This is a genomic window from Streptomyces sp. NPDC111802, assembly GCF_055634335.1.
Genome location: NZ_JBVKCZ010000021.1, coordinates 17,037 through 42,207 on the forward strand (window position 1 = coordinate 17,037; position 25,171 = coordinate 42,207).

Genomic DNA, 25,171 nt, shown 5'->3' on the forward strand with positions numbered 1-25,171 from the left:
TAAGCGATATGCCCGCCTATGCTCCATTTGTGTGACGACTATCTTCCAAGAACTGGTGGCGAAGGAGCGCGCGGCAGAGCAGGCGCACAGCCGCGTGGAGGAGCTGCGGGACATGTACGGACCGCCGACCCAACAGGGCGGCTGGAGCCCGCGGCAGGCCGAGACGTACAACACGGCACTGCGGGCCTGGCGGGACCTGGCCCGGGACCTGCAGATCGCCGTGGCCGAGTACGCCAAGGCACAGGGCGAGAGGCGCAGCGACATCGAGGAGCAGGTGAAGAAGGCGGTCTGGCACACGGAGACGGGCGGCGCCGGGGTGTAGCCGAGCAGGCTCCCGGTGCCGTCAGTTGGTGTCGGTTCTCTTGACGATGTAAGTCTCGTTACGCAACTCTGGAGGTCACAGACCTTCAACGGGGAAGGGGTTGGTGCGAGGTGGAGTGGACGGGCGCACGCTACGCGGACACGCCCACGGTCGAAGTGCGGGCGTGGATCGACGCGCCCCCGGGCCGGGTGTGGGAGATCGTCTCGGATGTGACGCTGATGCCGGGCATGAGCGAGGAGCTGCAGTCCGTCCACTGGCTCGACGGTGCGTCCGGGCCCGCCGTGGGCGCTCGGTTCGTCGGCCGGAGCAGGCACGCGTCGTTCGGGGAGTGGGAGACCACCTCGCACGTCATCGAGTGCGAGTCCCCGCACGTCCTCGCCTGGGCCGTGGAGGATCCCTCCCGTCCCAGCGCCGTCTGGCGCTTCCGGCTGGACCCCGAGGACGGCGGAACCATGCTGTCCGAGTGGATGCAGATGGGACCAGGCCGCTCCGGCCTGTCCTTCGCCATCGACGCGATGCCGGACAAGGAACAGAAGATCGTGTTCGTACGGATGCGTGAGTTCGAGCGCAACATGAACGCCACGCTCGGTCACATCAAGAAGCTGGCGGAGGCGTGATGAGAACCGCGACGACGATCGAGGCGGCCGCTCTCGGCACCTGGACACGGCAGGCGGACTTCGTCGTCGAGGCGGAGAAACTCGGCCTCGACATCTGCTGGGTCGCCGAGGCCTGGGGCTCCGACGCGCCCTCCGCCCTCGGCTACTACGCCGCCCGCACCGAGCGCATGCTGCTGGGCTCCGGCGTCATGCAGGTCGGCACGCGCACTCCGGTCGCCCTCGCGCAGACCGCGATCACCCTGTCCAATCTGTCCCAGGGACGCTTCCTGCTGGGCCTCGGCCCCTCGGGCCCCCAGGTGATGGAGGGGCTGCACGGCGTGCCCTTCGCCCGCCCGCTGGCCCGCGTCCGCGAGACGGTGGAGATCGTGCGGCAGGTCCTGAGCGGCGGCAAGATCGACCACTCCGGCACCGAGTACCGCATCCCGCTGCCCGGTGGGGACGCCGTACCCATGAGGCTGTCGATGCGGGCCGAGCACCCCGTGCCGATCTACCTGGCCGCCCTGTCACCGGCCATGCTCCGGCTGACCGGCGAGGTCGCCGACGGCTGGCTCGGCACCAGCTTCGTGCCCGAGGGAGCGGCCGACGCCTACTTCGCCCACCTCGACGAGGGGCTGGCGCGTGGCGGGCGCGGCCGTGCGGATCTGGACATCTGCCAGGGCGCCGAGGTGGCCTTCGCCCCGGACGAGGAGGCGCTGAGCGCCATGGTGGCCGGCCGCAAGAAGGAACTGGCCTTCAGCCTCGGCGGCATGGGCTCGGCGTCCACCAACTTCTACAACCGCGCCTACAGCCGGCAGGGCTGGGCGGACGTGGCCGCGGAGGTACGGCAGCGCTGGCAGGCGGGGGACCGGGACGGAGCGGCCGCGCTGGTGACCGACGAGATGGTGCTCGCGACGACTCTGATCGGCACGGAGGAGATGGTGCGGAAGCGGCTGCGCGTCTGGCGCGACGCCGGCGTGGACACCGTACGCCTGTACCCGGCAGGGGAGGATCTGGCGGCCCGGCTCGACACGCTGGGCCGGGCGATCGAGCTGGTCCACGAGGTCGGAGGGCGGGCGTGAGCGCGCGTACGTCCTTCGCGAACTGGCCGTGCTCGATCGCGCGGACCCTGGACGTCGTCGGTGACGCCTGGACCCCGCTCGTCCTGCGGGAGGCGTTCTACGGCAGCCGCCGATTCGACGAGTTCCAGGGCGAGTTGAGGATCGCCCGGAACACGCTCACCGACCGGCTGCGTCGCCTGGTCGAGGCGGGGCTGCTGGAGAGACGGCTCTACGAGAGCGAGCCGCCGCGCCACGAGTACCTGCTGACCGAGCAGGGCCGGGATCTCTTCCCGGTCCTCGCCGCCATGGCCAACTGGGGCGACCGGTGGCTCGCGGGTCCCGAAGGGCCTCCGATCACCCTGCACCACGATGCCTGCGGCCACGACGCTCACGCGGAGGTGGTCTGCTCCGCCTGCGGCGAGCCGATGCACGCCGACGACACCACCGCGCGGATGGGCCCCGGCTATCCGGACCGGCTCAAGTCCCGGCTCGACGTGCGGCACCGGTTCTCGCGGGAGTGACGGTGGGCGCGGTGGTGGGCGGGCAGGCTCCTGGCGTTTCCCGGCGCTCGACGTCCACGCGGGAATCGAGGGCATGACCGCGGACGCTGCCACAACGGGTGAGGCAATGGCCCAGACTGCGGGCATGGAGTTCTTTTGCTACCACCGTGACCGGGCCGGCTCCGTGGCACTGCGCGAGCGCTTGCTGGAGCGGCACTGGTCGTACATGGACGTGTTCGCCCGGCAGATGATCGCCCGAGGCCCGACGTTCGCGACCGACGGTGAGACACCGACCGGCAGCGTGCACATCGTCGACCTGCCCGATCCCGCAGCCGCCCGCGCGTTCGCCCTCGACGAGCCCAACCACCAGGCCGGCGTGTACCGGGACGTGCTGCTGCGCCGGTGGCGCAACATGCTGGGCCGCACCATGTGGGACTTCCCCGGTGGCAGCAGCGGCGGCAACCGGTATCTGGTGCTGGGCCTCGGCCCGGACCCGTCCGCCGACCCGGCCGAGCCGCCCGAGCGCGAGGACCTCATCGCCTACGGACCGCTGCTGTCCGACGACGGCACCGCCTGGCTGGGTACGGCGGCGCTGGTGCGGGCGACGGACGCGGCGACGGCAGGTGCGGTGCTGACGGCGGACCTGTACGCCGAAGTCGAGGTCCACGAATGGGAGTTCGGCGGCAGGCGCTGAAGGCCGCGGCCCGCTTCAGGCGAGCGGCGTTCGCAGGGTCGCGGGGGTGGGGCCGTCGGGGCGGACGGTGATGCCGTACTTCGCCTTCGCCGGGGTGGAGGCGAAGGCCACGGTGTGGGCCGGCAGCAGGTGTTCGAGCAGGACGGTCGACTCGCGGAGCGCGAACTGCATGCCGAGGCAGGTGCGGGGGCCGATACCGAAGGGGAGGTAGGCGCCCGGCTGGGCAGGACGGCCGTCGGGGAAGAGGAAGCGCCGCGGGTCGAAGTGCTCGGGATCCGGCCACAGTTCGGGGTCGCGGTGGGTGAGGTAGGGGCAGACCAGGATGTCGGTGCCCGCCTCGACGGTGTAGCCGGCGAGGGTGTCCTCCTCGGCGGCGTGGCGGGGCAGGATCCACGCGGACGGGTAGAGCCGCAGCGTCTCGTGGACCAGGGCCTGGATGGCCTGGCGGCGTTGTTCCGAGCCCTCGACGCCGGCGGCGAGAGCCTCCTCGCGGGCGGCAGGGTACTGGTCGAGGAGCAGATAGAGCCAGGTCAGGGTGCTGGCCGTGGTCTCGTGACCGGCCGCCAGCAGCGTCACCAACTCGTCGCGGATCAGCCGGTCGGTGTACTCCGGCCGCTCGGTGGCGGCGTCGAGCAGGACGTGCAGCAGACCCGGACCGTCGGGGCCTGCGTCCCCGGCCCGGGCGGCCTCGATCGCGCGCCGGGCGACCGCGTCGATCCGGGCGAGATCGGCGGCCACGGCCTCGCGGGCGTCCTCGGCGTTCGCGGGCAGCGTCGGAAGGGCGGCTCCCACGGCTTCCACGGCCTCCAGCTCGCGCGCGGTCTCGTCGTCGACGGGGTGGCCGGTGAGCGAGCGCCAGATGGCGTCCAGGGCGAAGCGACGCATCTCCTGCCCGACGTTCAGGGCCTGTCCGGTACGCGCGTACGCCGCCCAGCGCTCGGCCGTGACCCGGGCCGCCCCAGTGATCCGCCGGTCGTAGCGGCGCATCCCGGTGCCGGTGAACTGCGACTGGAGCAGACGGCGTTGCCGCTTCCACGCCTCACCGCTCGCCGAGAGGACACCGTCGCCGACCAGCAGTCGAGCGCGGTGCGAGCGCTTGACGTACTGCTCCGGGTGGCGGGCGAGTACATGCTGCACGGCCTGCGGCTCGGTGACCAGAACGGTCGGGGCCGGCCCGAGGCGGAACGCGGCGACACCACCGACCTGCTCGCGCACCTGGGCCAGCAGCTCGATGAGTTCGCCTCCCCGCGCACGCCACCGCTTCAGCAGCTCGGGCTCGGCCTCGGGCACGGGCCGCGGCGTTCCCGGAGTGTGCGGGAGGGAGCCGAGCGTGGCTTCGGTGTCCATGTTCCTTCTCCTGGTCGACCCGTGCCGGCGACGCGTGCCGGTGGCACGGACTGTACGGGAGTGAGCACGCATGGTGACAGCGAACAGCTCGCCGAAACGGGCTACTTGACGGCCGTCCAAAGGCCCGACGGGTCCTCGCCCGCGTCCGCCGCCCGCCGCAGCGCCTCCGGCGAACCGAGCAGGCCGTGCGGCAGAAAGCCGGACCGGACGGCCGGCACCCACCCGTGCGCCTGGACCGCGAGGGCGGCCAGGGCGAGGGCCCCGATCGGCAGCAGCGTCCTGGGGGCGGGATCGGGGCCCACGCTCTGCCGGTGCTCGACGACCCGGGCGACGAGAGCCCGCTCGAAGGCCTCCCGGTCGTCGTCGAGCAGGACCCGGAGGAGCCGCAGGTCCGGCGGCAGGGCACCGACCGCGTCCAACTGCCGTGCCGCTTCGGCTCGTTCGTCGCCGTCCGGCTTGCGCAGGGGCACGGTGGGCCAGTCGCGGGGCAGGTGCCCGCGTGCCTCGGTCAGATAGCCGCACAGCGCGTCCATCGCGGCGAGGCCCGCCGGATCCGACGTCGAGACGGGCTTCGCGTACGGCACCCCGTCGCGGATCTCCGGCGCGTAGTCGCCCCGGAGCAGCAGCCCGATCACCCGCTGCCACTCCCAGACCGAGCCGCTGACCACGCACAGCGCGAACGTGTCGAGCCACGTCCGTGCCGTGGGGGCCTCCTCGGCGGCGTCGCCGAACGAGACGTCCTCGCTGCTGAGCGTCTCGTCGATGAGCGGCAGGAGGATCTCCTGATCACCGTCGGGGAAACAGCCGACGCTCAGAATGCCCAAGGAGCACTCCGCCGCCGTGCGCAGGGCGGCTCGCGCGGCCTCGTCGAGCGCGGGGTCCCGCAGGCTGCGCGCGGCGACGTGGTCGAGGAGGTCGTCACGCGTCATCCGCAGCTTCCCGAGCGACGGGCCGTCGTAGCGCATCGAGTGCCAACGTCCCCTGATGCGTGGGCCGATGTCGTCCAGTGCCTGCGCGGTCCGCTGCTCACTGACCTCGTGGCACGCCACTTCCTGCACGACTGTCGTCCTTTCGCGATCTTCAGAGCGGAACTCGGCACCTTATCGGAACGCGGGGACCGCCCAGGTCGTGCACTCGTCCAGGCCATCGCCGATGGACGTCGACGGCGGCGTTGCTGCACGATGACGCACAGACAGCTGATCGACATCCCTCCCGTACTCGGCACCCCCCGATCGAAAGGCCGAACCATGTCGACGATCAGTCAGTGGCAACTGCGAGCCGCGTTCGCGGCGCGGCTGTCGGAGATGTACGGGCAGGAGGTTCCCGCCTACGCCACGCTCGTGGACGTCTCGCGCGAGGTCAACGAGGACGTCCTGCGCGCACAGGGTGCCGATGCCGAACGCCTCGGCTCCATCGGCCGGGTGACCGCCGAGCGGCACGGAGCGATCCGCGTCGGCACACCCCGCGAACTGGCCCAGGTCGCCCGTGTCTTCGGCGCTCTCGGCATGCACCCCGTCGGCTTCTACGACCTGCGGGAGGCCGCCGCCAGCGCGGTCCCCGTCGTCTCCACCGCCTTCCGCCCGGTCGACGGCGAGGAACTCGCACGCAATCCCTTCCGCGTCTTCACCTCCATGCTCACCCCGGCCGACCCCCGCTTCTTCGACGCCGACCTGCGCGCCCGTCTCGAAGCCTTCCTCGCCGCCCGCGAGCTGTTCCCACCGGACCTGCTCACTCTGGCCGACCGCGCCGCCGCCGAGCGTGAACTGCCCGAGGACGACGCCGAGCGGTTCCTCCAACTCGCCGTATCCGCGTTCGAGTTGTCGGGGGAGCCGGTCGACAGGGCGTGGTACCGGACCCTGGAGCGGATCTCCGCCGTCGCCGCGGACATCGGCGGCGTGCGCAGCACCCACATCAACCACCTCACTCCGCGCGTCCTGGACATCGACGACCTGTACCGCCGGATGACCGACCGCGGCATCGAGATGATCGACACCATCCAGGGCCCGCCCGCCTGGAAGGGCCCCGACGTCCTGCTGCGGCAGACCTCCTTCCGGGCTCTCGCCGAGCCGCGCCCGATGCGCCTGGCCGACGGCAGCGTCGAGAGCGGCTCCCTGCGCGTGCGCTTCGGCGAGGTCGAGGCCCGCGGCATCGCCCTCACCCGCGAAGGCCGCGCCCTGTACGACGAACTCCTCGGCCGCGTCGACGAACAGGCGTCCGCGGACCCCACGGCAGCCCGCGGGGACATCGCACGCGCCCTGTGGGAGCGCCACATGCCCGGCAGCGAAACCGAACTTGCCGCCAAGGGGCTGGCCTACTTCACCTACCGCCTCGCCGACGACCGGCCGCGCGACGGCAGCCGCCCGCCCACCACCGTCGACGAACTCCTGCGGCAGGGCTGGGTGCACGCCGAGCCCATCGTCTACGAGGACTTCCTGCCCCGCTCCGCCGCCGGAATCTTCCAGTCCAACCTCAGCGGCGAGGGCACCCGCGACAACGACCGGGAAGGCACGGCCTACGACGCCGCCCGGCTCTCCGGCACCATCGGCCGCGACGTACTGGACCCCTACGCCCTCTACGCACGGCAGCAGGCGGGCTCCCTCGCCCGAGTCGCCCGCGAACTCGACCTCACCGACACCCTCAGCTGACCCCTCACACCTCCAAGGGACCACCATGACCAGCGCCGCACTGCCCACCACGGACGACCTCCGCACCCGCGCCCGCACGGCCCTGGAGCGCATCGGCGTCGCCGTCCCCGAGGGCGGCGACCTCCAGGCCCGCACCCCCATCACCGGCGAGGACCTCTTCGGACTGAGGGCCGCCACCGACGCCGACACCGAAGAGGCCGTCGCGGCAGCCCGTACGGCCTTCCTGACCTGGCGCACGACGCCCGCACCGCGCCGCGGCGAACTCGTCCGCCGGCTCGGCGAGCTGCTGCGCGAGCACAAGAGCGAGCTGGCCGACCTCGTCACCATCGAGGCGGGCAAGATCCGCTCCGAGGCGCTCGGCGAGGTCCAGGAGATGATCGACATCTGCGAGTTCGCGGTCGGTCTGTCCCGCCAGCTGTACGGCCGTACGATCGCCTCCGAACGGCCCGGCCACCGACTGGCCGAGACCTGGCACCCGCTCGGCGTGGTCGGCGTCATCTCCGCCTTCAACTTCCCCGCCGCCGTGTGGTCGTGGAACACCGCCGTCGCCCTCGTCTGCGGCGACACCGTGGTCTGGAAGCCCTCGGAGCTGACCCCGCTGACCTCCCTGGCCTGCCACCGTCTGCTGACCCGCGCCGCGGAGGAGGTCGGCGCGCCGCGCGACGTGCACCGCCTTCTGCTCGGCGACCGTGCGGTCGGCGAGAAGCTCGTCGACGACCCCCGTGTCGCCCTCGTCAGCGCCACCGGCTCCACCCGTATGGGCCGCGAGGTCGGCCCGCGCGTCGCCGCCCGGTTCGGCCGCACCCTGCTGGAACTCGGCGGCAACAACGCCGCGATCGTCACCCCGTCCGCCGACCTGGACCTCGCCGTCCAGGGCATCGTCTTCGCCGCGGCCGGCACGGCGGGCCAGCGCTGCACCACCCTGCGCCGCCTCATCGTCCACCGCGACATCGCCGACACCCTGATCGAGCGGCTGACCGCGGCCTACCGCAAACTGCCGATCGGCAGCCCCTTCGAGGACACCACACTCGTCGGCCCGCTCATCTCCACCGAGGCCCACACACGCATGCGAAACGCCCTGACCCGCGTGCAGTCCCAGGGCGGCAAGATCCTGGTCGGCGGCAATCGTCGCCTGACCGACGAAGCCTCGACGGCCGCCTACGTGGAGCCGGTCCTCGTCCGCGTCGACGAACAGACCGACGTCGTACGGGAGGAGACCTTCGCCCCCGTCCTGTACGTCCTCACCTACGACACCCTCGACGAGGCGATCGCGCTGCACAACGACGTCCCGCAGGGGCTGTCGTCCAGCATCTTCACCCGTGACCAGCAGGAGGCCGAGATCTTCCTGTCCGCAGCCGGTTCCGACTGCGGCATCGCCAACGTCAACATCGGCACCTCCGGAGCGGAGATCGGCGGCGCGTTCGGCGGTGAGAAGGACACCGGCGGCGGCCGCGAGTCCGGCTCCGACGCCTGGAAGTCCTACATGCGCTCGGCCACCAACACCATCAACTACTCCAGCGAACTCCCTCTCGCCCAGGGCGTCAGCTTCCTCTGAGGGCGCGGCGGGCCGTGGATCAACCAGTCTTGCGCACCGCGCCGTCGAGCAGCGGGCAGAGTTCTCCGGCCACCGTCGTCAACGGCCGTACGTCCCGCTCCGCCCGCGCCATCAGGATCGCCCCCTCCAGCGCGCTGATCATGAGCGTGGCGAGCGCGCCGGCCCGCTCCTTCGGCACTCCCATGTCCACCAGTGCCCCGGTCACCGGCCCGGTCCAGGTGGCGAACGCCGCGGCCGCCGCCTCCCGCGTGGACTCGGTGGACTCCGCGCAGTCCACCGTGGCCGCCGCCACGGGGCAGCCGCCCGCGAACCCGACGGTCTCGTACTCGTCGGTCCACTGGCGCACCATCTGCGCGAACAGCCCACTGGGCGTCGGCTCGTCCAGCGCGGCGAGGAAGCGGGCGACACGGTTGCCCGCATACCGGCCCGCCCACCCCAACGCCTCGTTGACCAACTGCTCCTTGCCGCCGGGGAAGTAGTGCTGGAGCGAGCCGCGAGGCGCGGCGGCATGCGCGGCGACCTCACGTATCCCCGTCGCGGCGACCCCGTCACGCCGGATGAGCTGGGCCGCGCTGAAGACCATCCGCTCGCGCGGCCCCCGTTCGGACACCGCCATTGCGACCTCCTCGTACCTCGGCCTCTTCCCTCTTCCCGTCTCACCCTATGACCGCGGTCATAGCAGCGGCTACTATGACCGCTGTCATAGTCGGAAGCGGCGACGGCTCGATGTCCGCGCGAGCCGGAAACGGCGGTGCATCGTGTACGTGGGTTTCATCGGCCTGGGGGTCATGGGCCGCCCCATGGCACTCAACCTCGCCCGCGCCGGGACACCCCTCGTCGTGTGGAACCGCACACCCGAGCGCTGCGAGCCCCTGCGCGCCGCCGGGGCCGACGTCGCCGCGAGTGCGGCCGAGGTCTTCGAGCGGGCCGGCGTCGTGATCCTCATGCTGGCCGACGAGACCGCCCTCGACGCGGTCCTCCTGCGCGGCACACCGGACTTCGCGCCACGGGTCGCCGGACACACCCTCGTCCACATGGGCACGACCTCGCCGGAGTACTCGGGCAGTCTGCGGGACGACGTCCGGGCCGCGGGCGGGAGCTATGCCGAGGCACCGGTGTCCGGATCCCGTGTCCCCGCGGAGCAGGGGCAGTTGGTGGCGATGCTGGCGGGCGACGAGGACGCCGTGGCGAGGGTGCGTCCGCTGCTCGCCCCCATGTGCCGCGAGACGTTCGACTGCGGTGCCGTACCGGGCGCCCTGCTGATGAAGCTCTCCGTGAACCTGTTCCTGATCGCGCAGGTGACCGGGCTGACCGAGGCGTTCCACTTCGCCGACCGGCACGGGCTCGACCGACGGCTCTTCCTGGACGTCCTGGACGCGGGACCGATGGCCAGCGCCGTCTCCCGGATGAAGGCGCCGAAGCTGCTGGCCCGGGACTTCTCCGTGCAGGCGGGCGCCGCGGACGTACTGAAGAACAACCGCCTGATCGCCGAGGCCGCCCGCAAGACCGGCCTGGCCTCGCCCCTCCTCGACATCTGCCACACCCTCTTCGGCGAGACCGTCGCCCAAGGACACGGCGACCAGGACATGGTGGCCGTCCTGCACGCCATCGAAGCCCGCACCGACGGTCCGTTCCCACAGCCGGAGGGACGAGCATGAGCGGCGCGGGCGCGCAGGTGAACAGCCTCATGTCGGCTACGACAGCCACACCGACGACTTCGTGGCCGGTGGATGCGGTGTGGCCCGTGATCGGGGCGGGCGAACGGTGTAGGCGGTGGCCATTAAGCTCCCGCCCATGAGTGAGGCAGACAGACGTCCCGGCAGACGAGTCGTCGACGGGCGCTTCGAGTTGGAGGCCCGTCTCGGCGGCGGTGGGATGGGTACGGTCTGGCGGGCCAGGGATCTGGTGCTGCACAGGCTGGTGGCGGTCAAGGAGGTCCGCCCGCCCGACCGGGACCTGGCCGAGTACGACCCCGACGGCGCGCGGATGCTACGCGAGCGTGTGCTGCGCGAGGCCAGGGCGCTGGCCCGGATCGACCATCCGAACGTCGTCACCATCCACCACATAGTCGACGGCGGTGACGGCACCTATCCGTGGCTCGTGATGGAGCTGGTCAGCGGAGGGTCACTGGCCGACCGGCTGGAGACGGGGCCGATGCAGCCGGCCGAGGCCGCGCGGATCGGCAGGGGAGTGCTGGCCGCGCTGGCCGCCGCGCACGACGCCGGTATCCAGCACCGGGACGTCAAACCCGCCAACGTCCTGCTGCGTCCCGACGGCCGTCCCGTACTCACCGACTTCGGCATCGCCGCGATCCGGGAGACGTCCAGCCTCACCGCCACCGGCTCCATCATCGGTACGCCCGACTTCATGGCCCCCGAACGCATCTCGGGGCACGAGGGCGGCGCCGCCTCCGACCTGTGGTCGCTGGCGATGATGATGTACACCGCGGTGGAGGGCCACCACCCGCTGCGCCGGGGCAGCACCCTGGCCACCCTCGCCGCGGTCCTCAGCGACGACGTGCCGCCGCCGGTACGGGCCGGTGCTCTGGGCGACGCCCTGATGAGCGTGCTCGTGCGGGAGCCGGAGGCACGGCCGTCCGCCGCCGAACTGGACCGCAGGCTGGCGGAGATCGAGTCGTGGCCGACCGGTCCGATACCCGCACGGGACCGGCCCACCTCCTACCCGCTGAACCCGCCGCCCCCCTTCGCCGACACCTCGCCCTCGATCCCGGGGGCCTCCGCCTCGTCGACCACGTCGGCCACGTCCGTCCCGTTCGGCACCCCACCCCCGACGGCCGCCCCCGCCGGCTTCGGGCCGCCGCTCCACCCCGGACCCGGGTACGGCGCACCCCAGCCGGTCACCGCGCCCGTGCGGGCGGACCGTCGTCGCACCCCCGGACGGGCCGTCCTGCTGAGCGTCTCCGGGACCTCCCTCGCCGGCGCCCTGGTGCTGATGTGGTGGCTGCTGCCCCTCGGAGGCGGCCAGGACGATTCCGGTGCGCGGGGCTCATCCACCACCGCGGCCCCGGAGCGGACCGCGTCCTCGACGGCCGCGGCCCCGGCGGCACAGCGCTCGAAGGATCCGCAGAGCACCGACCTGCTCACCCCGGACGGGATCCGCACCGCCATCAAGGCCCTGGAGGAGGAGACCGGCCGGGACAGGTTCGGCGATTTCACCGTCTACCAGGACTTCGTGTCGGCCCAGGTGATGGTGGACGGCAGCGACACCAAGTACGACTCCTACACCTACCGGCCGGGACGAGGCGTGGAGCAGGGCATCATCAAGGGCTCCCTGGCCGGCGGCGAGCAGCCGGTCAGCCTCGACGGCTTCAACTGGGACGCGGTTCCGGCGCTGCTCGCCGAGGCGGACAAGAAGCTCAACGTCGACGACCCGGACACCCGTTACGTCATGGTGAGGCAGCCCAACGACATCTTCGACACCCCGGCCGGAATCGCCGTCTACCTGACCGACGACTACGGCCAGGCCGGTTATCTGGAGGCCGACACCCACGGCAAGGTCACCGACGTGTCACCGGCAGAGGGCTGACCCACCCGTCGGGCCCCGAGACCGCCCGTGCCGACCGGGAGGCGTGCGCCCATTCCGGGACGCCCCCCGGTCGGTGGGATCGGACCGTCCCGACGGGGCGCGGTCAGGCTGCGGCCGGCAGCACGTGGTCTCCCACCTTGTCCGTGCTCAGGCACAGCGAGCAGACCACCGCGTCATGGGTGGCGCAGGCGGTCAGGTCCGGGCGCTCGTAGGGCTGGTGGCAGACATGGCAGTCGAGGGTGAGCGCGCTCGGGTTGCCGTCGGCGTCCAGGTAGGGCTCGGCGATGCCGTCGTCGGTGCGGCGCAGGTAGTACCTGCCCTTGGTGACGACGGCCATGAGCGGGGTGAGGACGAAGGCGATCACGGCCGCGGCGACGGGGGAGTACGGCTGAAGGGTGTCGCCGAGGACATGGAAGTACATGGCGATGGACAGACCGGAGGCGGCGACGAACGCCACGACCCCCACCGGGTTGACCGCGTGGAGCATGCCGCGCCGGAACTCGGGCCGGAGCGGGGAGAGTTTCAGCAGGTACTTGTTGACGCCGATGTCGGTGGCGACGGTGACGACCCAGGCGATGGCGCAGTTCGAGTAGAAGCCGAGGATGCTGTTGAGGAAGCTGAACATGTCGGCTTCCATCAGGACCAGCGCGAAGGTCAGGTTGACCAGGACGAAGATCATGCGCCCGGGATAGTTCCCGGTCACCCGGGTGAAGGAGTTCGTCCACGCCAGCGAGCCGGAGTACGCGTTCGTCACATTGATCTTGATCTGGCTGATGACCACCAGGGCCACGGCCAGCGGGACGACCATCCAGGACGGCATCATCGCGTCGAACGCACTGCGGAACTGCTGGATCGGCTCCGGCGCGGCGGCCGGACCCACCTCGGCGAGGATGTACACGGCGAGGAAGACGCCGATGGCCTGCTTCAGCGCCCCGAGCACCACCCAGCCGGGCCCGGCCATCACCACGGCGGTCCACCAACCGCGCTTGTTCTCCTCGGTCTTGGGCGGCATGAAACGCAGGTAGTCGATCTGCTCGCCGATCTGCGCGATGAGGGAGAGACACACACCCGCGCCGAGCAGCACCGAGGCCGTGTTGACGCCGCCGTCGCCGTCCGTGCCGGCGTAGGCGAGGAAGCGGTCGACCGTGCCGGGATCGGTGACGACGAGATAGACCAGCGGGCCGACCATCAGCAGCAGCCAGATCGGGGTCGTCCACACCTGCAGCTTGCTGAGCGCCTTCATGCCGTAGATCACCAGCGGGATGACCATGAGCGTGGAGACCAAGTAGCCCAGCCACAGCGGGAGCCCGAGGCCGAGCTTGAGGCCCTGCGCCATGATCGAGCCTTCGAGGGCGAAGAAGATGAAGGTGAAACTGGCGAAGATGACGCTGGTGAGGACGGAGCCGTAGTAGCCGAAGCCGGAGCCGCGGGTGATCAGGTCGAGGTCGATGTTGTAGCGGGCGCCGTAGTACGCCAGCGGAAAGCCGGTGACGAAGATGACGACGGCGGCGACGGCGATCGCGATCAGCGCGTTGCCGGTGCCGTGGGCCAGGCCGATGCCGGCGCCGATGGAGAAGTCGGCCATGTAGGCGATGCCGCCGAGGGCGGTGGTGGCCACGACCATGGGGCTCCAGCGGCGGTAACTGCGGGGCGCGAAACGGAGGGTGTAGTCCTCCAGGGTCTCCTGGACCGCCTGCTCGGCTGACGTCTGCGTCGTGGTCGTGCCCGTCGTGGTCGTGTCTGTCGATGCTGACTTCGTCTGCCGTGACTCGGTGGTGCTCATGCCACGCCTCCCGGTGGGGCTGGGTGCGGGTGCTCGATGAAGTGGGGTGATCCCACGGCCGGTCACGCTAGAAAGCAGTTGTTACCACCGGATTCGCCTTGTCGTGAACACGTTGTTTCTGTGGTCGGGTCGGTCGTCACCGCCGACGCGGTGACACCCCCAGCTCGATGAGGTAGCGCTTGGTCACCCGCCCGCCGCACCGCCCGTCGATCAGCCCCGCGACGCACCTCAACAGCCCGTCCCTGGCGGCTTCCGGAAGAGCCCGGTGGCCGGAGTAGGTGCGCAGCAGCTCCAGATAGTCGGCCGTCGAGTAGGTGAGATCCTGTTCGTAGCGGCGGAAGACGGTGGGACCGAACCGGCCGTCGCGCGCCACCTCCCGCGCGTGGTCCGACCCGTCGACGTCGGCGGACGCGGGAAGCCGCAGGCCGGGCGGCGTCGCCGGATCGAAGCGCTCGTAGCAGCGCTGCACCTCGACGAAGAACTCCTCCGTACCGCCCCGCACATGCTGGGTGCGCACCACGGCGAGCGCGCCTCCGGGCCTCAGCGCGTCGGCGGCCTTGGCCACCCGCACGGCCGGGTCGATCCAGTGGAACGCCGTCGCCGATACGACCGTGTCGAACGGCTCCTGAGGCAGCGACCAGCGTTCGAACTCCGCCGTCACCACCTCCACCCCCGCGTGCCCGGCCAGCTTGCGGCGGGCCACCGCGGCCATCTGCGCTCCCGCCTCGACGGCCGTGATCCGGCAACCCCGCTCGGCCAGCGGCACCGTCGCATGGCCGGTCCCGCAGCCCACCTCCAGCACCCGGCTGCCGGGTCCGGCACCGGCGAGTTCCTGGAGGTCGTCGTACAGCTCCGACGGATATCCGGGTCTGGCCCGGTCGTACAGCTCAGCGTCCTCGTCGAACGTCCGGCTCAGGCGCCTGCGTCGGGACTCCTCGGGGGTGTCGTCGCGTGGTGCGGGCGTGAAGTCGTGGGCCATGGGGAGCAGGCTAACGATGTGCGCTTGGCCCCCGGTCACTCCTCGACGACGGCGGCGCGCGGAGACGTGTCGACGTGGAGAGCGAAGACGTCGGGTCGCGCGTAGTGCCCGACGGGGTCGAAGTCGAAGCGGGCACGCCCGAGTTCGTCGAGGTCGAGCTCGGCGGTCAGGATCCCTTCGCCGTCCCGCAGCGGACCGGCGAGGACCTCGCCGAGCGGGGAGACGATGACCGAGCCGCCGCCGATCAGGACGGTGTCCGGCTCGTCGCCCTGGACGGGATGGAGGTCGGCGGGCAGGCCGTCGCGGCGCAGGTACTGACACGCACTCAGGACGAAGCAGCGCCCCTCCAGGGCGATGTGCCGCATGGTGGCCTGCCAGGCGTCACGGTCGTCCACGGTCGGTGCGCACCACAGGTCGACTCCCTTGGCGTACATCGCCGTACGGAACAGGGGCATGTAGTTCTCCCAGCAGATGGCCGAGCCGAGGCGGGCCGTGCGCGTGTCGACCACCGGCAGGGTGGAACCGTCGCCCTGACCCCAGAGACAGCGTTCGGCGGCGGTCGGCATGAGCTTGCGATGCAGGCCCAGATAGCCGTCGGGTCCGAAGAACAGGGCGACGCAGTACAGGCTGCCGCCCCGGCGCTCGACCGCACCGATGACGGCGTGACAGCCCAACTCCCCGGTCAGCGCGGCCAGGGTGTCGACCTCGGGACCGGGAACGTCGATGGCGGCGGCATGGTAGCGGCGGAACACCTCCCGGCCGGCCGGGGTGCGGCTCCCGACGGTGATGCCGAAGTCCAGCCCCTTGGGATAACCCCCGAGGAACGCCTCCGGCAGTACGACCACCTCCGCCCCTCGCCCCAGGACCGCCTCCCGGACGAGCTCCTCGGCCCGGCGCAGCGCGGCCGACGTGTCGAACAGCGGGGCGGCCGCCTGTACGACGGCGGCGGTCACGGTACGGCGGGGCTCGGAGGCCGCTGCGGCATCAGGGCTCAAGGTGGTCATGGCACCGACCCTAGGAACCCTCGGCACCGGGCACCACGGAGATCATGAAAAAACTCACGGCCGCTTCAACGCCCCCGCCACGACCGTGGCCCCGCCGAGCGGTCAGAGGCCGGCGAGCAGAGCGTCGAGCGGCGCCGGCACGCGGTCGGGTTCGAGGGCCTCGACGAGGACGCGACCGTAGTGGATCTTGCGGCCCTTCTTCGTGCCGAGGAAGCGTCGCAACTGCTGCTGTGAGGTGCGCCCTTGCTGGGCGGGCTGGGACAGAAAGGTCCTCAGGGCACGCCACTCGCCCTCCGCCTCGACGAGTTCCGCGACCCGGCCGGCGCCCAGCGCGCGGATCAGTTCGTCCTCCAGGTCGGCCGCGCAGACGAAGAATTCCTGGTGCGTGACGCCGGCCCGTTCCCAGCCACGGGCGTAGTAGCGACGTTCGCCCTCGTCGCACAGTCCGGTGAGCCGAAGCCCCAGGCCAGGTGGCCCGAGGAGGCTGGTGAAACGCCCGACGCTCATCGCGCCGCCCATCGCCAGTACACAGACCCCCTCGGCCGCCAGATCCCGGCCGCGACGCTCGGCCAGCGCAGTCACCGCCGCCACGTCACTCGGGCCTTCGAGCAGCACGGCCGCCCGCACCGCCAGCCGCGCGGCCAGCTCTCGCGCGGGGTCGCCGGGGCCTCCGGCCGCCCACCCGGTGACCGCATCCCGAAACGCCCCCATGTCAGCCATGGGACGAGTCTCCGCCGGTGCCCGGCCGGCACGCCAGGCAATTTGCGCGGCACCTTTCACAGCACCGCGACCGGGTTGACGGGCGAGCCCGTGCCGGTGGGTACGTTCAGCGGTGCCACGACGAGCAGGAACTCGTACCGGCTTTCCGCCGCGCACGCGGAGGACAGCGGCTCCAGGTCGAGGTTGTCCAGGAGCGGTACGCCCATGGCGGTGATGGCGAGGGCGTGGACGGGGGAGTGCAGGCCCTCCACCGGGGAGGGCCGTACGTCGCTGTCGCCGTCGCCGCCGAGCAGCGAGATGCCGCGCTCGGCCAGCAGGGGTACGGCGTCCACGTGGAAACCGGCGCCGGCCTCGTCGGGGTTCCAGGGGCCGAGTTCGGCGCGGCGCCGGAAGTGTCCGGAGCGCAGCAGGACCGCGTCGCCCTCGCCGAAGGTCACGCCGAGTGCCTTCTCGGCGGCGAGTACGTCCTTCGCGTGCACGGCGGTGCCGGGCTCGAGCCAGTCGGTGCCGAGGACGGCCGGCAGGTCGATCAGGACGCCCCTGGTGACGAGAGGGCCGAGCGACGAGACCGCGCCGAAGTGGGCGCCCGTCGCGTCGACGACCTCGCGGGCGCCGCGGCCGTCGTAGAGCTGTCCGCGATAGGCGATGTGCGAGAGCGCGTCGAGGTGGCTGACGCTCTTGCCGTGGTAGTCGACGGCGATGAAGTCCTTGTGGCAGGACGGCTCGGGCGGCTCCACGTCCCCGAGGTCGGACATGTAGTGCAGGGCGGGCCTGGCGTTGTCCGGGCCGGGCACCGTGTTCCAGGGCAGGGCCATGGGGACGGTGGTGCCGCTGCGGACGAGGGCGGTGGCACGCCGGACGTGCTCGGGCGTGACCCGGTTCCACGCGCCACGGTCTGCGGGTGTCCAGCGCCCCCAGGTGCGGACCCTCTCGAAGAGGACGTCGAACTCCTCGCGCGAAACGTGCGGGCCGTTGTCCGGCGTTGAAGGAGGCGGGGCGTCGGGCGGGTTGCCGGTCATGTGATGGTCACTGCTCCAGGGCTGGGAGGGGATGGGCCCGGCTCGGGGAGGGCGATTTCCGTACGGTGCGGCTACTTGCCCCAGATCTTCCGGTACGCCTCCCGGTATCCCGACGGATCCCATGCCGTCGCCCCGTCCGTGTTGTCGGCCGTACTGATGTGGATGGGGGACACGTACCCGCTCTCCGGACGGTCGGAGAAGGCCCGGTTGAACTCGTCGATGATCTGCCAGCCCTGGAGCGACAGCGGCTCGGGCACCGTCGCCGCCTGGTACTGCTCGCCGTTGATGCGCTGGAAGGCGGAGGGATCGCCGTCCCCGGCGCCGATGTTGAAGGGCGGGCCGGCCCCCTTCCGGCCGACCGCGCGCAAGGCCGGTGCGGCGTCGGCGAAGTAGAGGTCGTTGATGGCGACGGAGTGGGTCCACCGGTCCTGGAAGCGGGACAGCAGGGAGGAGACCTCGCGGGGCGTGCGGGTGCTCGCGTCCGGGATCGGGATGTTCTCGTACGCCAGCAGCTTCACCCCAGAGCAGGTGGCGAGTTCCTTCCTGATCAGCTCCGACTTGTTCCGGGCGAAGGGGATCGAGGCATCGGTGAAGATCACCGCACCCGCGGTGCCGTTGGACTGGGCGATCACCCACCGCGCGCTGATCCTGGCCACCTCCTCGACGTTGGTCGTGACGTTCGTGAAGAGCGGGGGGCGTCGGCTGGGGCCAGGGGCGGCGACCGCGTGCCAGCCGATGAGCGCAATTCCGGCCGCGTCCGCCCGAGTCACCTGCTGCGACGTCGCGTTGGGGTCGAAGCCGCCGATCACGATGCCCGCCGGCCTGAGGGCCAACGCCTCGCTCATCGCCGCCTGGATGCCCGCGGGGGTACCGCCGCCGTCGATCACCCGGACGTTCCAGCCGATGACGCCCGCGGCGTCCCGCACTCCCTCGGCGGCGCCCGCCACTCCCGGGTTGGTCATGGTCTGGGCGACGTAGACGATGGTCCGGCCGGACACGGCCGTGGGGCCGGTGGTCGGTCCGTTCCAGGTGACGTCGGTCCGCTGTGCCCGGTCGACGGCGGTCCGGGCCCTGGCGTGGGCCGCGGGACAGCCGTTCGGGCCGGTAGGCAGGTCCTCCCGCCCGCTCTGCGAGCCGCGTTCACAGCCGGCCAGGACGGCAACCGCGGTCAGCAGGGCAGTAGCGGCTGCGTACTTGGCCCTGGGGATGCCGGGTGAGGCCTTGGGGGTGTGGTGCACGGAGGCTCCTGGCGGAGGGATGCGTGATCGGGTGCGAGTGTGCGGGTGCGAATGGGGGTGGTGGTCGCGATGCTTGCGGGCCTGCGTCAGGCGGTGCCGGGCGGCGTACCGCCGTTCTGCGGCGGATCTGGCGGCACGGCGGGGGAGTCGCGGGACGGGGCGGAGCCGACGCGTTCACAGCTGGCCAGGACGGCAACCACGGTCAGCAGGGCGGCAGTGGCTGCGTACTTGGCCCTGGGGATGCCGGGTGAGGCCTTGGGGGTGTGGTGCACGGAGGCTCCTGGCGGAGGGATGCGTGATCGGGTGCGAGTGTGCGGGTGCGAACGGGGGTGGTGGTCGTGATGCTTGCGGGCCTGCGTCAGGCGGTGCCGGGCGGCGTGCCGCCGTTCGGCGACGGATCGGGCGGCACGGCGGGGGAGTCGCGGGGCGGGGCGGTGCCGACGCGCAGGCGGCGGCGGGCGGCGTACCCGGCGAGGCCTACGGCGAGCAGCAGGGTGCCGCCGTGGAACAACGGCACCGTCCAGAAGTCGGCGCCCGCCTGGCCGATGCCGGTGAGGCCGACGGCGAGCACGGCTACGGCCACCAGGGTGCCCAGGGCGTTGGGACGGCCGGGCTTGATCGCGGTGGAGCCGAGCAGGGCGCCGACGAAGGCGGGCAGCAGATAGTCGAGGCCGACGCTCGGATTGCCGATCTGCTGCTGGGCCGCGAGCAGCACTCCGGCGAAGCCGACGAGCAGCCCCGATGTGGCGAAGGCGTACACCGTGTACTTCCGGATCGGGATGCCGAGCAGGTCGGCGGCGCGCGGGTTCGATCCGACGACGTACAGGTACCGGCCGAGCGGCAGCCGCTCCAGCACCAGCCAGAGGAGGGCCGTGAGCGCCAGCACGTAGAAGGCGGGCACCGGCAGGCCCAGGAACGTGGAGTTGTACAGGTCGGTGAAGGCGGCCGGGAGGCCCTGCGGGCCGGGGACGATCCGGCTGCCGTCGGTGATCCAGCCGGTCGCGGCGTACATCATGCTGCCGGTCCCGAGCGTGGCGATGAACGAGTCGATCCGGCCGAACTCGACGATGACGCCGTTGAGGACGCCGGCGACACCGCCTCCGACGATCACCGTGAGACACACCAGCGGCCAGGGCCATCCCCCGTCGACGATGAGCTGCATCACCAGGACGTGCGCCAGGCCGAGGCCGTATCCGATGGAGAGGTCGAAGGCGCCGGTCACGATGGGGACCATCGCGGCGAGCGCGAGGATCGCCGGGATGGACTGGGTGGCCAGGATCGAGTCGACGGTGTCCCGGGTGGGGAAGGTGCGCGGCAGGGTGAGGGAGAAGGTCAGGACGAGTAGGGCGGTGAGGGCCAGGAGGCCGTAGGCGCCGACGAGATGTCCGGCCGGGCCACCGCGAAGCCGGGCCGGGAGGCTCGCTCCGTCCCGGCGACCGGATCGGCTCGGCGGGCCCGGTCGACGAGGCCGCGGCCCGGGCGGGGGAGTCACCGCTTCGTCGCCGGGTCGGCGGGAGGCATGGCCGAAGCCGCCCGGGTCAGCCCGGCGACGGTGAGGGAGGCGCCGCTCAGCTCCGCCGTGACGGACCCGCGGACGAACACCAGTGCGCGCCGGCACACCCCCACGACCTCCTCGAAGTCGGTGGAGATGAGAAGGACCGCGAGACCGGCCGCCAGCGCCTCGTCCAGCAGCCGGTGGATCGCGGCCTTGGCGCCCACGTCCACACTCGCCGTCGGCTCCTCGAGGACGAGCAGACGCAGGCCCATACGCAGCCACCGGCCGATCATGACCTTCTGCTGGTTGCCCCCGGACAGGGTGGCGATGGGAGCCTCGCTGTCGCGGGGACGCACCGAGAACCGCTCGATCAGGGCGGCGGCCTCGTGGCGCTCGCGGCGCGGGCCGATCCAGCGCAGCGCCGGCACACCGCCCGCTCGGGGGTTGGCCAGGAGGTTCTCCCGTACGGTCAGCTCGGCGAGGCAGCCTTCGAGCTGTCGGTCGCCGGGCACGAGGGCGACACCGAGCGCGACGGCGTCGGCCACGGCCCGGGGGTGGTACGGCCGTCCGCCGAGAAGCGCGCGTCCCCCGAGGAGCGGCCGGGCACCCGCGACGGCTCGCCCGAGGTCCATGTATCCGGCACCGGTGAGGCCGACGAGGCCCAGAACTTCGCCGGCCCTGACCTCCAGGCCGACCGCTCCCGTGCCGGTGGTCCGAGCGCCGTCGAGGGTCAGCACGGCCGAATCGTCGGCGGGCGCGGGGGCGGGGGCGGGGCGGTGGTCGGCCGGCTCCGCGCCGGTGATGTCGCGTACGAGGCCGGCCTGGCCGCGGCCCGCCAACGGACCGTGACTGACGAGCCGGCCGTCGCGCAGGACGGCGAAGGTGTCGGCGACCTCGTACACCTCGTCCAGCCGGTGGGTGACGTAGAGGATGCCGTGGCCGCGGTCGCGCAGGGTGCGCAGGACGCGGAAAAGCCGGGCGCAGTCCGCGGCCGGCAGACGTGCCGTCGGCTCGTCGAGGACGATGAGCCTCGCCCGTGCCGCGAGCGCTCGCGCGATGGCGACCAGTGAGCGCTCGGCCGGGGCGAGCAGGGCGATCGGCGCGTCCGGGTCGAGATGCCCGGCGACGGTCTCAAGGGCCTCGGCGCTGCGCTCCCGGGTCCGCCGCCAGGAGATCAGCCCGGCGCGGCGCGGATAGCCGGTGCTCAGCGCGATGTTCTCGGCGACCGTCATCCACTCCACCAGACCGAGGTCCTGGTGGATGAACGACATGGCGCGTGCGGCGTCGTGGCTGCCGAGCGGGTGCCCGTCCACCGTGATCCGCCCCGCGTCGGCTCGGTGGACACCGGCGAGCACCTTGATGAGCGTGGACTTTCCGGCTCCGTTGGGACCGAGCAGGGCGAGGACGCTGCCTGCGTGGACGTCGAGGTCGACCCCGGCCAGCGCGACGGTCCCGCCGAACCGCTTGGCGAGCCCACGGACACGGACCAGAGGTTCCACGGACAACTCCGGTGGTCGGCCTGGCGGGTTCTTCCCGACTTCCACGAGCGATATTAGCTGGACGTATATCTATTTTTCGGATATTCACCGGCCTCGTGTGGCCTCAACGGGTCAGCGGCTGCTCACACCCCGTGCAGCCCGCATTCGGCCCAGATGACCTTGCCCTGCGGCGTATAGCGCGTCCCCCAGCTCTGTGACAGCTGAGCGACGAGGAAGAGCCCCCGGCCGTCCTCGTCGGTGGTGGCCGCCCGCCGTAGATGGGGAGCGGTGTCGCTGGTGTCGGAGACCTCGCAGATCAGGGTGCGGTCATGGAGCAGCCGTACCTGGATGGGCCCGGAGCCGTGCCGGATGGCGTTGGTGACCAGCTCGCTCAGCATCAGTTCCGCGGCGAACGCGGCCTCGTCGAGCCCCCAGTCGGCCAGCTGCCGCATCGCCGAGGCACGGACCTCGCTGACGACGGCCGGGTCCGCTGACACCTCCCAGGTGGCGATCCGATCGGGTTTCAGGGCGTGGGCGTGGGCGACGAGCAGCGCGATGTCGTCGTAGGGGCAGGCGGGCGCGACGGTGTCCAGGATGACCTCGCAGGTCTCCTCCGGTGTGCGTGCCGCGTGGGCCAGGGCGCCGCGCAGTTGATCGAGGACGACGTCCACGTCTCGCTTGCGGTCCTCGATGAGACCGTCGGTGTACAGCACCAGCCGGCTGTCCGCGGGCAGATCGATCTCGGCGGCCTCGAACGGCAGACCCCCGAGGCCGAGCGGAGGTCCGGCGGGCAGGTCAGGGAAGGACACCGTGCCGTCGGGCCGGGCCACCGCGGGCGGGGGGTGGCCGGCCCGGGCCATGGTGCACCGCTGCGAGGTCGGGTCGTAGACGGCGTACAGACAGGTCGCGCCGATGATGCCGGCGCCGTCGGATTCGGGGTCCTCCCGGTCGAGGCGGCCCACGAGATTGTCCAGGTGGCTGAGCACCTCGTCCGGAGGGAAGTCGAGTTCGGCGAAGCTGCGCGCCGCGGTGCGCAGCCGCCCCATGGTGGCGGCCGAGAGCATGCCGTGGCCCACGACGTCGCCGACGAAGAGGCCGATGCGCATGCCGGAGAGCGGGATGACGTCGTACCAGTCCCCACCGACGTCGGATTCGGCGGGCAGGTAGCGATGCGCGACGTCGACGGCGTTGTGGTCGGGCAGGCCTTGCGGGAGCAGGCTGCGCTGGAGGGCCAGGGCCAGGGTCCGTTCCCGGGTGTAGCGCCGGGCGTTGTCGAGGGACAGCGCCGCACGCGCGGCGAGCTCCTGGGCCAGCGACCGGTCGTCGTCCTCGAACGGGGCGGAGTCCTGTGCGCGGTAGAAACTGACGACGCCCAGGACGACACCGCGGGCGACCAGGGGCACGGCGATGAGGGAGCGCACCTGGCGCAGCAGCCGTTCGGAGTGCTCGGGGTCCTGCGCGAGCCAACCCGCGGCGGCCGTCAGGTCCGGCTCCATCACCGCCTGCCCGACCGTCAGTGACCGCAGCTGCGGCGTGGTCGAGCCGTAGCGGACCTGCTTGCCGACCGGCCAGAAGGGACAGCCGCCATGGGCGCCGTGGACCACCGTACGGAGCAGCTCGTCGGGGGGAGCGGCGGACTCCTCGCCGCGCAGGACGGCATCCGGCAGGTCGACGGTGACGAAGTCGGCCAGTCGCGGCACCGCCGTCTCGGCGAGCTCCTGGGCGGTACGGCGCACGTCCAGGGTGCTGCCGATGCGCGTACCTGCCTCGGACAGCAGCTCCAGACGCTGCCGCGCCGCGAGGGCGTACGTCCCCACCTCCGGTTCCCCCACCAGTACGAGCCCTCTGGCCGGGGCAGGGGGAGTGTGGTGATCGCCCCTGTCGCCGTCGAGGCCGGCCGTCGTGACGCCCTCGGCGCCCACGGCGACCCGGTCGAGGGCCGCGTCGGGACGGTGTCCGGACGGCGGCACGGCGGACAGACCCCCGGGCGTCGCGACGACCGATACCGCCTCGGGCCGTGAGGCCACCGCCGGGGCAGGTACAGCGGGCAGGCCCAGCGCCTCGTCGACCTGGTGCGGGATGGCGCCGGTGTCGCGGGGCGCGGGACCGGGGAGAACGGCCTCGACGACGAAGCCCTCCACCCCGGACGCACAGGTCATCGGACGGCTCACGAGCGTGATCGAGCGTCCGTCCGGCAGGGGGACATCGACGGCGGCCCGCTGCGCGCGGGAGAGCAGCTCCGCGGCCTCCTCCATGAGGATCGCCCGGTCTCCGGGGCGCAGCTCGGAAGCGAGTTCGGCCACGTCGACGCCGTGGTGAAGACCGGCGGCCGCCTGCGTCCCCGCGTCCAGGTACGCCCGCAGCAGAGCGCGCTCCCGGGTGGAGCTCTGCCGCAGCAGGCGCCGCTCGATGGCGTCGGCCGCCTTGCGGATCACCAGGTCCAGCGACGGGTCCTCGGCGTCGCGTGGATAGCCGAGGCACAGGACGCCCTCGACGCGCCCGCAGAGCGGATCGCGCAGGGGAAGCGCACGGCAGGCGCTGCCCTGGGAGCGCTCGGCGAAGTGCTCGGCACCGTAGACGCGGATGAGCTGCCGCTCCGCCAGGGCCAGACCGATGCCGTTGGTACCGGCGAACCGCTCGGCGAACACGAACCCCGGGACGCTCTGGATCGGCGGGAGGCTCCTGGCCAGCGACGCCTTTCCGAAACGGCGCAGGAGAACCGTTCCGTTCGCGTCGGCGACGGAGATGTTCATCTCGCTGCCGTCGAACCTGGACTGCAGCCGGTCCAGCACGGGTATGGCGGCGCGGACGATCCGGCCGTCGGCCTCGTAGTCCTCCCGGAACGGCAGCTCGGACTGGTTCGGCGACAGTCCCAGGGCCCGGGAGCGCTGCCAGGAGTCCAGGATCGGGGGCCGTACGCCCTCCGCGACCTGTTCGCCCTGGAGAAACCGCTCACGGGAACGCGCGGGGCCCGTGCCACCTGTCGCACGCCCCGTCAGCATCGGATCGCCGCCGGACCGGACCACCCGCTTCGCCTCATTCGAGCCCTCGACCATGCGCTCATCGGAAGAATCTGGCATTGATGAGAATACGGGCATTGGGGACGCGAGTCACGATGCGCAGGGCTCCGTACGCGGGGTGATCGGGCGGGGAGTCGGTCAGCCCCGGTGAGGGCGACGGGGTGGGGCCCAG

Annotated in this window: 22 protein-coding genes; 9 read left to right on the top strand and 13 right to left on the bottom strand. The window is 71.9% G+C overall.

The genetic code is table 11. The annotated features are described in order from the left end of the window. The first annotated feature begins 31 nt into the window (after positions 1-31). The 5 genes from ACZ7NC_RS23455 to ACZ7NC_RS23475 all read left to right on the top strand — a co-directional run bounded on the left by ACZ7NC_RS23455 (position 32) and on the right by ACZ7NC_RS23475 (position 3,170). Entirely contained in the window at positions 32-322 is a 291-nt protein-coding gene (locus ACZ7NC_RS23455) for a hypothetical protein (protein WP_471490925.1), read from the top strand. Between the two features lie 110 nt (positions 323-432). Then, a complete protein-coding gene (locus tag ACZ7NC_RS23460) occupies positions 433-939 on the top strand; it encodes an SRPBCC family protein (RefSeq protein WP_471490926.1) in 507 nt (168 codons plus the stop codon). Further along, complete coding sequence (locus tag ACZ7NC_RS23465) at positions 939-1,997, top strand: LLM class flavin-dependent oxidoreductase (RefSeq protein WP_471490928.1); 1,059 nt, start codon at positions 939-941, stop codon at positions 1,995-1,997. The genes ACZ7NC_RS23460 and ACZ7NC_RS23465 overlap by 1 nt, the downstream gene beginning before the upstream one ends. Further along, a complete protein-coding gene (locus tag ACZ7NC_RS23470; RefSeq protein ID WP_471490929.1) occupies positions 1,994-2,497 on the top strand; it encodes a winged helix-turn-helix transcriptional regulator in 504 nt (167 codons plus the stop codon). Before ACZ7NC_RS23465 ends, ACZ7NC_RS23470 begins: the two co-directional genes overlap by 4 nt. Before the next feature lie 124 nt (positions 2,498-2,621). Next, positions 2,622-3,170, top strand: a complete 549-nt coding sequence (locus ACZ7NC_RS23475) for a YciI family protein (protein WP_471491114.1) — start codon at positions 2,622-2,624, stop codon at positions 3,168-3,170. A gap of 15 nt (positions 3,171-3,185) precedes the next feature. Here the strand turns inward: ACZ7NC_RS23475 and ACZ7NC_RS23480 are convergent, their stop codons facing one another. Continuing rightward, positions 3,186-4,517 carry a cytochrome P450 gene (locus ACZ7NC_RS23480; RefSeq protein ID WP_471490930.1) on the bottom strand — a complete coding sequence of 444 codons (1,332 nt, stop codon included), beginning with the start codon at positions 4,515-4,517 and terminating at the stop codon, positions 3,186-3,188. A gap of 101 nt (positions 4,518-4,618) precedes the next feature. After that, positions 4,619-5,575, bottom strand: a complete 957-nt coding sequence (locus ACZ7NC_RS23485; protein WP_471490931.1) for an Imm49 family immunity protein — start codon at positions 5,573-5,575, stop codon at positions 4,619-4,621. Positions 5,576-5,764: 189 nt separating this feature from the next. On the opposite strand from ACZ7NC_RS23485, the gene hglS reads away from it, so the two are divergent. Together hglS and amaB are read left to right on the top strand one after the other, a co-directional pair. Then, entirely contained in the window at positions 5,765-7,162 is a 1,398-nt protein-coding gene (gene hglS, locus ACZ7NC_RS23490) for a 2-oxoadipate dioxygenase/decarboxylase (protein WP_471490933.1), read from the top strand. Positions 7,163-7,187: 25 nt separating this feature from the next. Continuing rightward, the gene (gene amaB / locus ACZ7NC_RS23495; protein WP_471490934.1) at positions 7,188-8,717 is read left to right on the top strand and encodes an L-piperidine-6-carboxylate dehydrogenase; all 1,530 of its coding nucleotides are present in this window, start codon (positions 7,188-7,190) and stop codon (positions 8,715-8,717) included. 19 nt (positions 8,718-8,736) lie between these two features. On the opposite strand, the gene ACZ7NC_RS23500 is transcribed toward amaB, so the two are convergent. Then, a complete protein-coding gene (locus tag ACZ7NC_RS23500; protein ID WP_471490936.1) occupies positions 8,737-9,333 on the bottom strand; it encodes a TetR/AcrR family transcriptional regulator in 597 nt (198 codons plus the stop codon). 142 nt (positions 9,334-9,475) lie between these two features. On the opposite strand from ACZ7NC_RS23500, the gene ACZ7NC_RS23505 reads away from it, so the two are divergent. Continuing rightward, positions 9,476-10,375 carry an NAD(P)-dependent oxidoreductase gene (locus ACZ7NC_RS23505; protein WP_471490937.1) on the top strand — a complete coding sequence of 300 codons (900 nt, stop codon included), beginning with the start codon at positions 9,476-9,478 and terminating at the stop codon, positions 10,373-10,375. Positions 10,376-10,511: 136 nt separating this feature from the next. Beyond that, the gene (locus ACZ7NC_RS23510; RefSeq protein ID WP_471490939.1) at positions 10,512-12,263 is read left to right on the top strand and encodes a serine/threonine-protein kinase; all 1,752 of its coding nucleotides are present in this window, start codon (positions 10,512-10,514) and stop codon (positions 12,261-12,263) included. Between the two features lie 103 nt (positions 12,264-12,366). Here ACZ7NC_RS23510 and ACZ7NC_RS23515 read toward each other — a convergent pair whose 3' ends face one another. The 10 genes from ACZ7NC_RS23515 to ACZ7NC_RS23560 form a co-directional block, all read right to left on the bottom strand. After that, positions 12,367-14,046, bottom strand: a complete 1,680-nt coding sequence (locus ACZ7NC_RS23515; protein ID WP_471490940.1) for an allantoin permease — start codon at positions 14,044-14,046, stop codon at positions 12,367-12,369. A 136-nt stretch (positions 14,047-14,182) separates the two neighbouring features. Continuing rightward, positions 14,183-15,025 (bottom strand): class I SAM-dependent methyltransferase, encoded by an 843-nt coding sequence (locus ACZ7NC_RS23520; RefSeq protein ID WP_471490942.1) that lies wholly within the window; start codon positions 15,023-15,025, stop codon positions 14,183-14,185. A 35-nt stretch (positions 15,026-15,060) separates the two neighbouring features. Further along, positions 15,061-16,029, bottom strand: a complete 969-nt coding sequence (locus tag ACZ7NC_RS23525; RefSeq protein WP_471490943.1) for a nitrilase-related carbon-nitrogen hydrolase — start codon at positions 16,027-16,029, stop codon at positions 15,061-15,063. Between the two features lie 102 nt (positions 16,030-16,131). Next, the gene (locus ACZ7NC_RS23530; RefSeq protein WP_471490944.1) at positions 16,132-16,749 is read right to left on the bottom strand and encodes a TOPRIM nucleotidyl transferase/hydrolase domain-containing protein; all 618 of its coding nucleotides are present in this window, start codon (positions 16,747-16,749) and stop codon (positions 16,132-16,134) included. Positions 16,750-16,805: 56 nt separating this feature from the next. After that, on the bottom strand, positions 16,806-17,768 hold the full coding sequence (locus tag ACZ7NC_RS23535) for a cyclase family protein (protein ID WP_471490946.1): 963 nt from the start codon (positions 17,766-17,768) through the stop codon (positions 16,806-16,808). A gap of 71 nt (positions 17,769-17,839) precedes the next feature. Further along, positions 17,840-19,006: a substrate-binding domain-containing protein gene (locus ACZ7NC_RS23540; RefSeq protein ID WP_471490947.1), complete on the bottom strand. Its 1,167-nt coding sequence runs from the start codon at positions 19,004-19,006 to the stop codon at positions 17,840-17,842. A gap of 86 nt (positions 19,007-19,092) precedes the next feature. After that, positions 19,093-19,278 (bottom strand): hypothetical protein, encoded by a 186-nt coding sequence (locus tag ACZ7NC_RS23545; RefSeq protein WP_471490949.1) that lies wholly within the window; start codon positions 19,276-19,278, stop codon positions 19,093-19,095. Between the two features lie 86 nt (positions 19,279-19,364). Next, on the bottom strand, positions 19,365-20,498 hold the full coding sequence (locus tag ACZ7NC_RS23550) for an ABC transporter permease (protein WP_471490950.1): 1,134 nt from the start codon (positions 20,496-20,498) through the stop codon (positions 19,365-19,367). After that, complete coding sequence (locus ACZ7NC_RS23555) at positions 20,495-22,000, bottom strand: sugar ABC transporter ATP-binding protein (RefSeq protein WP_471490952.1); 1,506 nt, start codon at positions 21,998-22,000, stop codon at positions 20,495-20,497. Before ACZ7NC_RS23555 ends, ACZ7NC_RS23550 begins: the two co-directional genes overlap by 4 nt. 122 nt (positions 22,001-22,122) lie before the next feature. Further along, positions 22,123-25,005 carry a SpoIIE family protein phosphatase gene (locus tag ACZ7NC_RS23560; protein ID WP_471491116.1) on the bottom strand — a complete coding sequence of 961 codons (2,883 nt, stop codon included), beginning with the start codon at positions 25,003-25,005 and terminating at the stop codon, positions 22,123-22,125. Between the last annotated feature and the right edge of the window lie 166 nt (positions 25,006-25,171).